General features: G+C 68.6%; 8 protein-coding genes and 1 pseudogene. 3 read left to right on the forward strand and 6 right to left on the reverse strand.

The genetic code is table 11. The annotated features are described in order from the left end of the window. Window positions 1-1,858 precede the first annotated feature (1,858 nt). From ACFRAR_RS17610 to ACFRAR_RS17630, 5 genes and pseudogenes are all read right to left on the reverse strand, one after another. Window positions 1,859-2,681, reverse strand: a pseudogene (locus ACFRAR_RS17610) (IS5 family transposase); the annotation flags it as partial. Window positions 2,682-3,551: 870 nt separating this feature from the next. Further along, window positions 3,552-4,136, reverse strand: a complete 585-nt coding sequence (locus tag ACFRAR_RS17615; protein ID WP_380698972.1) for an exonuclease domain-containing protein — start codon at window positions 4,134-4,136, stop codon at window positions 3,552-3,554. 325 nt (window positions 4,137-4,461) lie between these two features. Beyond that, window positions 4,462-4,965, reverse strand: coding sequence for an SMI1/KNR4 family protein (locus ACFRAR_RS17620; protein ID WP_380698973.1), 504 nt, complete (start codon window positions 4,963-4,965; stop codon window positions 4,462-4,464). 578 nt (window positions 4,966-5,543) lie between these two features. Next, window positions 5,544-6,164 (reverse strand): DUF6939 family protein, encoded by a 621-nt coding sequence (locus ACFRAR_RS17625; RefSeq protein ID WP_380698974.1) that lies wholly within the window; start codon window positions 6,162-6,164, stop codon window positions 5,544-5,546. Between the two features lie 1,493 nt (window positions 6,165-7,657). Beyond that, on the reverse strand, window positions 7,658-8,071 hold the full coding sequence (locus ACFRAR_RS17630) for a hypothetical protein (protein WP_380698975.1): 414 nt from the start codon (window positions 8,069-8,071) through the stop codon (window positions 7,658-7,660). Between the two features lie 123 nt (window positions 8,072-8,194). Here ACFRAR_RS17630 and ACFRAR_RS17635 point away from each other — a divergent pair, with 123 nt between their 5' ends. Next, entirely contained in the window at window positions 8,195-8,566 is a 372-nt protein-coding gene (locus ACFRAR_RS17635; RefSeq protein ID WP_380698976.1) for a hypothetical protein, read from the forward strand. Window positions 8,567-9,133: 567 nt separating this feature from the next. On the opposite strand, the gene ACFRAR_RS17640 is transcribed toward ACFRAR_RS17635, so the two are convergent. Further along, a complete protein-coding gene (locus ACFRAR_RS17640) occupies window positions 9,134-10,528 on the reverse strand; it encodes an MFS transporter (RefSeq protein WP_380699024.1) in 1,395 nt (464 codons plus the stop codon). A 154-nt stretch (window positions 10,529-10,682) separates the two neighbouring features. On the opposite strand from ACFRAR_RS17640, the gene ACFRAR_RS17645 reads away from it, so the two are divergent. After that, a complete protein-coding gene (locus ACFRAR_RS17645) occupies window positions 10,683-11,075 on the forward strand; it encodes a winged helix-turn-helix transcriptional regulator (protein ID WP_380698977.1) in 393 nt (130 codons plus the stop codon). Window positions 11,076-11,414: 339 nt separating this feature from the next. Next, window positions 11,415-11,966 carry a hypothetical protein gene (locus tag ACFRAR_RS17650; protein ID WP_380698978.1) on the forward strand — a complete coding sequence of 184 codons (552 nt, stop codon included), beginning with the start codon at window positions 11,415-11,417 and terminating at the stop codon, window positions 11,964-11,966. The last annotated feature ends 204 nt before the right edge of the window (window positions 11,967-12,170 follow it).

Raw genomic sequence — 12,170 nt, forward strand, 5'->3', positions numbered from 1 at the left:
CTCGGGCTGGGGCTGGACTGCCCCGGTGCTCCCGCTGTCGGCCCCGCGCTCGCGGGGGTTGCTCCTGCCTCGGGCACTCGTCGCTGTGGTCGTCGGCGTCGGCCCCGCGCTCGCGGGGGTTGTTGCTCCATCTACTCCCGGATCGTCTACCGACTCACCTCGTCGGCCCCGCGCTCGCGGGGGTTGCTCCGCCGCCCGTCGTTCATGGTGGTCACCGCCGCCGTCGGCCCCGCGCTCGCGGGGGTTGCTCCCCGCCGGGGTGGATATCCACCTCGCAGTTGAGGTCAGCCCCGCGCTCGCGGGGGTTGCTCCATCTACTCCCGGATCGTCTACCGACTCACCTCGTCGGCCCCGCGCTCGCGGGGGTTGCTCCGCCGAGACCGGTATCCACCTCGACTTCGTCACGTCGGCCCCGCGCTCGCGGGGGTTGCTCCAGGTCGAGAAGACCCCCGACACCGAGTGGGACGTCGGCCCCGCGCTCGCGGGGGTTGCTCCAGCACCACGGGCACGGGCACGGCGGCCGGCACGTTGGCCCCGCGCTCGCGGGGGTTGTTCCTCGGCCTGGCCCATGTGGGCGCTGCCGGTAGTGTCGGCCCCGCGCTCGCGGGGGTTACTCCGGGCTCCATTTCGCGCTGAACCAGTTCGAGGGGTCGGCCCCGCGCTCGCGGGGGTTGCTCCCCAATACGGACCGCTGCCGCCCGTCAGCCGCATCGGACCCAAGCTCGCGGGAGTTGCTCTGAAAGGACCCGAGATGACCGAGGACCAGCCCCATCGGCCCCGCGCTCACGGGGATCGATCATCCGACACTTGGGTCACGGCAAGGGCGCCATGGCATCACGCCGGACTCGGGCGGATGGAAGGGGTACGGGTAGGAACGGACAGGCTCGTGGCTCACTTCTGGCACACGAAGCAGATCCAGCGGTCACCGTCGCGGACGGACCAGCCGTTTCCCCTCTTGTATCAGGACTTCCGGCCAGCCGGTGTTCTTCAAGTTGCCATACGCTCATCCACCTTGGGGCTGCGCTCAAAAGACAACCGATTGCTCTGGCTGTCCATGAGGCGAGTACAGCAGTCACGACCGTTCGTGATCGCGATTTCGGTGATGCTTCGTCAGTCCGGCACGGAAGGTGATCCAGAACCCGATTTCAGCCGTTGCCGACACTCGTCTCCACCTGAAAGACAGCCAGTCTCAACAACGAGGCCAAAGGGCGGTGGAGTCTCCTCTTGATGCACGGGGCAACGTCCGCCTCGGTCTTGTGGATCTCACCCATCGATGTCGAACAGCCAGCCACGCGATAACCGACAGCGGCACCCGGGGTCCGGCACCCAGCCAGGCGACCAACAGTCGTCCATCGGGCCGAGACAGCACGGGCAGGTCATGCAGGCCTGCAATGTCTATTTGATGTTTACTGAGTCTTTTATGTTCTCCGCGTTGACCGCAGAGACGGTTCGACATGGAATTTCACGATCGCCTGACGTTATGAGCCTCCATCGGTCTGAACAGGCCCGCCGAAGAGCTGCCGCCGCTCCCAGTTCGTCTGAATCCCATTCCACACGCGTCGCCCTGACAGCGCGCCTGGGCAACTGAGGAGCTGCCCAACCGCAGACCTCAGTGCAAGTTGGCTTGGAGCCGTCGTCGAGCAAGAAGCGTCGGCAATGATCCATCCGCAGCTCCTAAGCGAGCCGGCGGCTCCGCCGACGCCGTGAGCAACACCCTGAACAACCTGGCCGGCGAGATCCTGGATCAACGGCGAGATGAGGGCCAGCATCCGGGGACCGCCCCATCAAGCTCCGGCGTCCTGAACTGATCAATCCGGACCATCCACGCTCCAGCCCCGGAGAACCCCTCGGGAAAGGCGAGTCCCACCCGGTAGCGATCGGCGAGTATGTCGAACCGGGTGGCGACGACACGGAACCGCTTCACGCGGGCGAAGCACCGTTCGGCCACGTTGCGGTCGCGGTCGGTGGATGTCCTCATCGGCGGCAGGTGGGCGGCCGCCGAGGGTACCGCGCCGTCAGTGGTTGGCCACCCGGTCACGGTTCTCGGGGGGCACGGCGGCGATGCCCCGGCACCGCAGCAACTGGCGAATCGTCCAGCTGGAGTAGGCCTTCTCCCCCAGCACGCGCTCCAGTGTCGTGCGCGGGCGGCGCCTCGCGATGGCACGTGGAACACGGGTCCCGTCGAGGACTTGGCCGAGCGTGCTGGCGTCGTTCGGTTTCGCCGGGGCGTGAGAACGGACCAACAGCGCCAATCTGCAACCATCAACGGCGAGGTGGACCTTGGTGGTCAGCCCGCCGCAGGACCGGCTGAGGGCCTGGCGCACCTACGAGCGGGCCGAGCTTCCGAGTTCGCCTCTATCTGGGGCCTCCCTTTGCGGGAGCCAGCCGCAGGTTGGTGGGCACGGCTGATCGTGGAGTCGACCACCACCGTCTAGTCGACCCAGCCCAGAAACGCCGCCCAGGTCCCGTCGGAATCCGGCGGGCGAACCGCCCACAGACGGTCTGCCACGGCCCGTACCGGGCAGGAAGATCCGCCATGGGTTCCCGGCCCGCAGCCGCCGCAGAACACCGGCAACCACCTGGCGGTGGTCACACCACGGACGGCCACACCCGTCCACTCTCGGCAGTACGGGCGCTATCCGCTCCCCCGCCGCGCCCGTCAGCGCACCCCGATCTGCCACAAGGTCAGCTGTCAGCGGCAGGACTCAGCACTCAGAATCGATCCCGTAGCCCTCTTCACCATGACCGAACAGCGGATCCACCTTCGCCGCTCGCAGAGCCCACTGGATGAGCGAGTCCCGGTCGTACTCGTGGAGCCGCTCGGCTGCGCGCCGGTAGCGCTCCGAGGTGGTCGGCGGCCCCCGCCTCCATCGCCGCGCGCTCGGCCTTGGTGCGGCTCAGCAGGGCCGCGCGCTTCAGGACTGTGATCAGGACGAACGCCGCATAGCGCACCCTCGCGTCGGGTGCCTCCAGGTTCGCGTAGTACGTCGGCAGGCTGGCCCGGACCGCAGCCGAAGTCCGCTGTTCGGGGTCCCCGCTTCCCGGAGAGTCGTCTGCCCAGGAGACTCCGCCAGCCGCGAGGTGCACCAGGAATCCCAGCGCCACCGCCTGCACCCCTGCCCGCTCGGAGGGGCTGAGGCGCACCAGGGGCGGCACTACCGGTGCCGCCGGCAGCAGGTAGCCGCCGGAGTGGCGGTAGAAGACCAGGTCGAACAGGCGGTCACCCCACCTACGGGCCTCCGCCTAGTCCTCCGCGCGCGCCAGTCCGCGCAGCGCCTGCAAAAAAGTCCACCCCACCGCCCGGGTAGTGGTCGGGACCGCTGCCAAGGTGCGCCCAGCGGACGGGGTCGAGGTCATCGTCAAGGAGTTCCATCGGGTGAGGCCACGGCTGCACTGATCGGAGCCTGCACACCCGTGCCTACCTGCCCCTCGCCCGTTCCCACCGGCTATCGCACATCTGCATCCAGTTCACCGCCCAGGCACTCAACCCTGCGAGGCGGATCTGCGGGCCTTCGCCAGGTTGACGGGGCCGGACAGGCTGAGCGGGTGCGTCAGGCGGGGTCTTCGACGGTGGCCGGCCAGACGCCCCGTTCGTGCAGGTGGAGCACGAGGGCGGCGATGTTCCAGGCGTCGTCCTCGCCCCGGTGGTGACGGCCTTCGAGCCGCCGCCCGGCGATCTCCAGGGCCTGTGCCATGCCGGGGCGTTTGCGCAGACCGTACGCCTCGGTGAAGACCGCCTTGGCGTTGGTGTGGTGGCGGCCGAAGGGGTAGGGCGTCCGGGTGGCCTGGCACTGCCGGGTGAACTGGTGGCGGTCGTAGTCGCCCCAACTGACCCACGGCCGGGCGCCCGCACGATGCTCGGCCGCCAGCAGGCGGCACGCCTCGGCGAAGCCCACCCCCTGGTCGACCTCGTCCTGGGTGAAGCCGGTCAGCTCCGTACAGAACTCGCTGACCGTGGACCGGACGGGCCTCACCAGGATCCGGTGCCGGGCGAGGCGCTCGCCGGCGTCCAGGTCGATGACGGTCAGTCCGATCTCGATGATCTCGCTGACCGCTCCAGGCGGCTGGGAACCGGCCCAGCAGGTCGCTTCGACATCCACGACGTTGACGAGGCGCTCGGTCCGGGTGCTGTCCATGACGGGAAGCGTAGGGAGAGCCGACGGCTGGGGCACCTGGTTTTCGGAACCGCCCCGACCCCGGCCCGTGTCAACGGCCCCTCAGTGTCTACCGACCATCGTCAGACCCCGTTCTCCTCCGCTCCCGGCCACGTCGGACTCCACCGGCTCACCAAGGTGAGGGACGGGTTGGAGTCTCGCGCTCGACGCGCTCCAGGAGTTCGGGGACACGATCGAAGTCCCCGTAGCAGTCGCGCATCCGTGCCCAGTCCGCCACACCTGTATCCAGATCTCCGGGGATGCCGGGGTGAATCCGCTCCGTCTCGCCAGGCTGTTCGTACACCAGTCAGCCCTCCTGGTGGTCAGTCGGCGGGGTCGGCCGGTGCCATTCGCTCTCCGGCGGCACGCCCTCTGGCCAGGCGAAGCTCAACTCGCCGTTCATGGCGGCGACCAGCCACTGGGCCAGGGTGACGCCTTGCGACCAACAATCTCCCTCTGCGTTGAACCACATCGCACCGTCCGGGTCGCGAAAATCGATCATCGACCACATCGTGCAGCCCCAGTCGTAGAGCGGCACCACTCCGGCGGGCACCCCACCAGTGGGGTCCGGCCCGTGCTCATAGGCTTCCGCGATGTGTTCGTGCCACTGCCCCACGTCGACCGGTAGAACCCCGTCGACGGGCCCGAAGCCGCCGTTGGACACCTCGGTGTAGAGGCGCCGCAGAAGTGTGGGGAAGGCGAACCCGATGACACGTTCCGCTTCCGAGATGGCCTCTGGCGGGGCAGGTGGGGGTGCCTGCTGCTCCCGACTGATCTTCCGGCAGGCTTCGATGATCTCGTCGTCCGTCACCGGGCGATCGTAGGGGCTGACTCGGACAGCTGAGGCCGCCGGGATTCCACAGGCAGATCAGGCCGCCCAGCCTCGGCCGCTACTTCGGAAGGCCAGGGACAGTGGCATCACGGCGGACAACGTCACCTGGACAGTCACCCGAGCGAGGACAAGGCCAGCCTCAGCCGGGCAAGGCCAAGCCCACGCGGACGGGACTTCGACGCCCAGGCCGAGGGCCGGCAGCGCGCTCTCTCAGGGGGTACGTCGTGAAATTTTCTGCGGAAAATCAAAGGCGGCCGGAGGCAAGCGGCGGCGGTGCGAGACCCCGGTCCCGGTGCAGGCGCGCCACTCCCCCGCTGCCCTTCGAGACCTCACCCGGCTCGGCGTGGAAGGTGCGGTCCGACCCGGGGTGGGCTGTCGCCCCTGTCTCAGCAGCCCCGGGCTCCTTCAGAATTTTCCGCGGAAAATCGGAGGGGCTTGGCTAGGGCTGACGCAACGGGATGACCCTGCCGTCGATCAAGCTGCTCGGCACGGCCGGGATGCGGCTGTGGTCAGTCGCGGCCCACCCACCACGACCTGTCTTCCCCTGCGCGGACTACTCACGGCATCGGATCGCCGATGCCATCGGAAGCGGCACCTTCCTCCTCACTGGGCCAGCGTCCTTCGATGTGCAGCTGGATGAGCGCGGCATGGGAGAGCGGGCTGGCGGGGTCGGTGACGTCGCCGTTGGTGGTGTAGTCCAGGAGGACGACGTCCCCCTTGCTCCGCAGTAGCTCAACCAGGTCGGCGACGCGGTGTTCGAGGACCCAGCGGTAGGCCGGCAGGTAGATCCGGCGGCGGGCTGTCTCGTAGGACAGCAGCTGCTCTCCGTGCAGGCCGGTTCGGTGGCCCCTGACGGGGCCGTACCGACGCACTGTCCGCTTCAGCCCTTTCATGGCGGCGACCCCAAGCTTCGAAGCATCGACATCCGCACCCTGGAAGACCTTGAGGGCTTGCCAGATCCCTTCCACCGACTGGCTGCTCACGCCGTCGCTGTACGGGACCGGGATGCCGCCGTGCGGATAGAAGGGGCTCAGCCGAACCCATGGTTCGGGCGCCTTGGAGGTCACGTCGATGATCTCCGCACCGGGGAAGGCGGCGGTCAGCGTTGTCATCGCGCGACGACGGCTGGCAATACGGATCGGCATCTGGAGGCCCCCTGACTCGATGACATCAGCCACCGAGCATCCCCGATGCCACTGACATCCCGCTGTTCCCCTGCCACCGGTCGGCATCGCCGGGGAATTTTCCGCAGAAAATTCGTGCCCACCAAGAGCCACCTGTGCGGGCAACCGGTCGCGGCATCGCCGGTGCCACTGCTCAAGCAACCCCGCATGACCGGATGGTTGCTGCCACCAAGGTTCGAGAATTTTCCGCGGAAAATCGATGGGCTGGCACTCCGTCTCTCGGACAGCAGATGACAGCTGGAGCAGGCAGGACGTCTGGCACCCTCCCGCCACTCCCCCACTGCCCTGAACCAAGCGCAGTCACGTGGATCATCATCAACAGCGTGTCCGTCGTGCTCGCGCCCTGGCCCCTGCTGACGATCCGTTCTGCCCTACGGACGTCCAGGCCTCCCGGCACTCCAGCGAGCTGGGTCTCCCGCTGCTACGGAAACATCTCGTCAGGATGCCCCTCCAACAATCGGACCGAACGATCGGCTACACGAGAGGGCACGTCGAATGCTCGGCCGGCATCGCCACCGGAAGCACCAGAAGCACCGGCGACGACGGGGAAGCAGAAGCGAGCGGCTGAGCCACACGGGCATACGTGCCGCAGACTGGCTCACCTACTCAGGATGCGGAGGCCGTCGAGCGCGCCCGCCGAACCATGACCGGGCGGGCGACAGGCGGTTGGCTCCCGTGCTCCGTCCCTCGCATCCGGTTGGAGTCCACGCCCCTGAATGCCGGCCAGCGATGCCCAAAGGTGTCCTTGGTCAGCCCGGAGAATTTTCCGCAGAAAATTCGGGGCCGTCAGAAGCCGCTTCCAAGGACAGGCATCCGTCCGTAGGACGCCCCGGCCTCTGACGACTCGCGCCGCCAGCCCGACAGCTGGCCCTCCGTGCCGCAGAATTTTCCGCGGAAAATCAGAAGCCCCTCGCCAAAGCCGTCCAGCGCATCCGACCCATCAGCATCAGCAGTGCGGCACGCCTCGTCTCGCGGCCACGCCACGGGCACGAGTCGGGTAGACCACGCATCTTCACGACAAGGCTGCACTCTCCCCCATCCAGATGCGGCTGCCGGCGGCAGAAGATCCACTTCCTCCGTGCCAGCGAGGCGGTGCGTGGGCCACCGGATATAGGGGCTTCCTCAGCGTCCGCCTGCCGCCAAGTGCCCGAGTCCGCGGACTCGGGAGCGGGAGTGGGAACGGGAACGACGATGGTCGGCCCGGTACGTGGGAGTGGCCCAGATTGGGTCCGGTCCCCGCTACCTTCTTGGTCGCCCCGCAATGGGGCTCCCGGCCTCCGGTCCGGCATGACTGTTCCCCCTGCAGTTCGCATGACCTGGGGGTGGTGTCACCGGGCCCGAGGCATCGGCAGACCGCTGATAGAGGCAGAACCACCAGCGTGCTGGGAGGCTCTTCGTAACGTGGATGCCGGCGGCTGGTGCCACGCCAACGAAGCCAAGACCGATGCCCGCGACGCGGCCGTCATTGCGGACGCCGCCCGCACCAGTCAGCTGAGACGCGGTTCCGCCAACAGCACCACGCGGTCCGCGACGGGATCGAACCCGAGCACCGGATTCCCGTAGTCGCCTTCGGCGGTCATGGCCACCGCCTTGCCCAGTCGGAGGCCGATCGCGCGCAGGAAGCCGCACAGGGTGTCCACTCCCGTCTGCCCCTGCAGCTCGCGAAGGTCGACATCGAAGTCGATCTCGTCCGCAGACATCGGACGGAAGATCGCCAGCACATCCTGGACCGGCCAGACCCGCAGATCGCTGTGTCGGCAACGGCTGGCCTCGGTCCGCCCGAAGAATTTTCCGTGGAAAATCCGAGGCTCACCGGAGGCGACGCCTGCCGCTGGGCCGCTGCTCTGGGGCGTCATCATCCGACGACTGTGGCCGTCTCCGTGAAACGGGATGCCGGCCATCCAAGTCCTCATCCAGCGGTGATCGCAACCGTGTCCACCAGGTGCCCATCCGCCAGGGGAGTGTTGAACCGTTTCCATCGGATCGTCTTCACGAGCAATGTGCGGGCTGGATACGGTGGCGGCATGGCGACGATCCTGCGGCACCCCCGACCTGGAGTCACGTGGGATTGGTGGGCCGTGGACGCCCAGGGTTTCCTCGTGCAGTTCAGCGATGGCCCTGCTCCTGAACACCTGCTGGCGTATGTGGATCACGTCGACACCGCAGCTGCGTGGGCAGAGAAGAACCGCCCCGCATGGTTCACCGACACTCCCTCGCCGCTCCACGCCTTCAGTTGTGACGGCGAGCTGCCGACCTACACGCGCAACGGTGTCCCGGGCTCCCCGCTGCGTCTCGCCGACGCACCCGCAGTCATCGCAGACATCGCGGCTCTGGTTCGGCTGCACCGGGCAGTGGGAGACGCCTGGACGATCTACCTGGACGAGGGATGGGTCTAGAGGTCTCCGCTGAGTTGCTCCGCCCAGAAGACATCGGCCGCTGATCCTGACCGATCCTCATGGCGGGTCTGCCACGCGGACACGAGTACAGGACGGTCGGTCAGCATGCTGGCCCAGGGTGGAACTCTGAGCGGTTGCGCTTGGTACGGCTTCCAGCGAGCGACGACGCTGAGCCGCCCGGCGAGCTCTTCGACGCCGTGGACAATCTGATCGATGCCTACGGCACGGATGACATCGCTGAGACCAGCGCGAGGGCCGCTCACCCCGGACCCGTGCCTCTACGACAGGCGAACCGCGCTCCCGAACATGACGGTCTGGTCCGATATCCCGACGGTGCAGAGCCACCGGCAGCCGTCCCTGCGTCAAGAAGGCCCCGGATTTTCCGCGGAAAATCCGGGGCCTGCGGAAGCCGCCTCCGACGGCGTACCTCGGACGGCCCGGGCCAACGGGCGATGGACGCTCCACCGCGCAGAATTTTCCGCGGAAAATCGGAAGCCCTCCGACGAGGCTCAGCGCATCCGGCCGATCAGCGTCGACGGCATGACACCGGGCGGTGTCGCAGCCCAGTCAGTGAGCGGCATTCTCGGGGACCGGCATCTCCTCGGCCACAGGACGTCGCGCTGCGGCGGGGGAGCGCAGCAGGGTTGCGGCCAGGAGAAGAGACACGATGACGAGGCATGCCCCGATGCGGAAGGCCAACTGGTAGCCGCCGGTGAGCGCCGAGGGGATGTTCGCCCCGTCGGCCAGCAGGGCGTCCGTGTGTGCGGTGGCGAGCGTGCTGAGGACCGCGAGGCCGAAGGCGGCGCCGACCTGCTGCATGGTGTTGAACATGCCGGAGGCGATGCCCGAGTCCTCGGGTGTGGCCGCCGACATGGCGAGCGTGGCCAGGGCCGGCATCGCGAGGCCGAAGCCGATGCCGAGCGGCAGCAGCGCAGGCAGGATGTCCACGGCATAGTGCCCGTCGGCCGACACCCGGCCGAGCACGGCAAGGCCGGCCGCGATCAACGCGAGTCCGGGGAGGAGGACGGCGCGGGGGCCGAAGCGCGCGATGGCCTTGGGGGAGAGGCCGAGGGACAGCACGCCGATCGCGACCGAGACCGGGAAGATGCCGAGGCCGGTGTGGATCTCGTCGAAGCCGAGGACCTTCTGCAGGTAGAGGACGCCCAGGAACTGGAAGCTGAAGATCCCGGCCACCATGAGGGCCTGGATGCCCATCGCGCCCGAGACGTTGCGGGCGCGGAACACTCGCAGCGGCAGCAGCGGGTGGGTCGCCTTCGCCTGGCGGGCGACGAACGCGAGGAGCAGGACCAGGGCCGCCGCTCCGAAGCCCAGCGTGTGTGCCGAGGCCCAGCCGTGGTCGGTGGTCTTGACGATGGTGTAGACGCCGAGCATCAGCGCGGAGGTGACCAGGAGGGCGCCCGCCGCATCGGTCCCCTTGCCGAGGCCGACGCCCTGCTCGGAGGCGAGCACGCGACGGGCCGCCAGCACGGCCACCACGCCGATCGGGATGTTGACGAAGAAGATCCAGTGCCAGCCGACGGTCTGGGTCAGAACGCCGCCGAGGAGGAGGCCCATCGAGCCTCCGGCGGACTGGACGAAGCTGTAGACGCCGATGGCCCTGGCCCGTTCCCTCGGCTGCGGGAACAGGGTGACGACCATGCCGAGGGTGACGGCGGAGGTCACCGCGCCGCCGATGCCCTGGACGAACCGGGAGGCGAGCAGCATCGCCGGGTCCTGGGCGACACCGCACAGCAGCGAGGCAACGGTGAAGATCGCCAGGCCGGTGATGAAGACGCGCCTGCGTCCGACGAGGTCGCCGAGCCGTCCGGCGAGCAGCAGCAGGCCGCCGAAGGGGACGAGGTAGGCGTTGACCACCCAGGCCAGGCCCGCGGGCGAGAACCCGAGGCTGTGCTGGATGGACGGCAGCGCCACGCTCACGATGGTCCCGTCGAGGATGACCATCAACTGCCCGGCGCAGAGCACGGCCAGTGCCGCCCAGGGTGATGCCGTCACTGATGAGTTGGTTCTCCGCACGGGAGTCCCCTTCCTATGGTGCACGACTTGTTACAGGAGACATGGTCTGTAACCATTGCGCGCAGCGGAAGGAGGCACTTTCATGTCCCAGAGTCACACCGATGTGTCCGACCAGGTCAGCAACGAGGCGTGCCCAATCACCGAGGTCCTTGACCACGTGGCGGGCAAGTGGAGCATCGGGATCCTCGTCGCCGCGACGCACGGACCGGTCCGGTTCACCGAGTTGGAACGGACCGTCGCAGGCATCAGCCGGCGCATGCTCACCCTGAACCTGCGCAAGCTGGAGCGCGACGGCCTGCTCGTCCGGACCGTCTACCCGACGGTGCCGCCCAAGGTGGAGTACAGCCTCACGCCCATGGCCCGCGAACTCCACGCCTCCCTCGCCGGGCTCGTCGGCTGGGCCGAGCGCCACCAGGGCGACATCGCCACCGCCCGCGCTGCCTATGACGCCCAGGTGGAGCCCGGCAGGGGTTGAGGGATCGCCTCCTGGCGAGGCTGAGGATCCGTCTCTGGGCGACGGGCCCGGGCACCAACGATGCCGTCCCGCCCGGGCCATGGAATTTTCCGCGGAAAATCGTCCGGCCGATCCCTCGGAAGCGACTCCGGGAGCCAGCGGGGGAGAGGTTCCGGAGAGCCAGCCGGGGGAGTGCACTTGAGGGAGCGTTCCTGGGGCCTGGGGCAGTGTGCCTGGGGCCTGGGGCCTGGGGGAGCGCCCTGGCAAACACGACCCAGCAGCCACCGCCCTGATGGAAATTCGCTGGGCCTGCCCACCGTCGGCGAGTACCGTACGGGGACGATCTCGGGGGGTGGCCTGATGCAACCGGTGCTGTTGGTGGACGTCGACGGGCCGCTGAACCCTTTCGCGGCGAAGCCGTCCCGGCGTCCCGGGGGCTACGGTACGCACCGGCTGATGACGCCGCGCTGGGAGGCGGACGAGCGTCGGCGGCTCAGCGAGTGGGGGCTTCCGAACAAGCCACCGAAGCCCCTGCGGGTCTGGCTCAACCCGGCTCACGGGCCGGCGCTCGCCGCCCTGCCGTTCGACCTGGTGTGGGCGACGACCTGGGAGGAGGAGGCCAACATGTTCCTCGCGCCCCTCCTGGGGCTGCCCACGCTGCCGTTCATCACCTGGTCCGATCCGCGCCCCCGGCCCGACGGCGGCGTGTTCTGGAAGACGCCGGACATCGTGGCCTGGGCGCAGGGCCGCCCGTTCGCCTGGGTCGACGACCAGATCACGGACGCGGACCGCGCCTGGGTCCGGGCCCACCACTCCGGCCCGGCGCTCCTCCACCACGTCGATCCGAAGACCGGGCTGACGGCGGGCGACTTCGCGCTCCTTGCGGCTTGGGCGCAGCACCTGGTGGCCTGACGTCCGTCCCGGTCAGTCAGCGGAGCGACTGAGCTGCCCGGTGGGCCCGTCGGGACCGAAGCTGCGGGTCGACGGGCGTCCGGTTCGCGGGAGTCCGGTCGGCGGGAGTCCGGTCGGCGGGGAGGGTGGGGAGGGTGGGGAGCGCCAGGGAGTGGGGAGCGCCAGGGAAACGAGCGGACGAGCGGATGCCGCACGGGGGCGCAC

Source organism: Kitasatospora sp. NPDC056651, assembly GCF_042792155.1.
Classification (GTDB): Bacteria; Actinomycetota; Actinomycetes; order Streptomycetales; family Streptomycetaceae; genus Kitasatospora.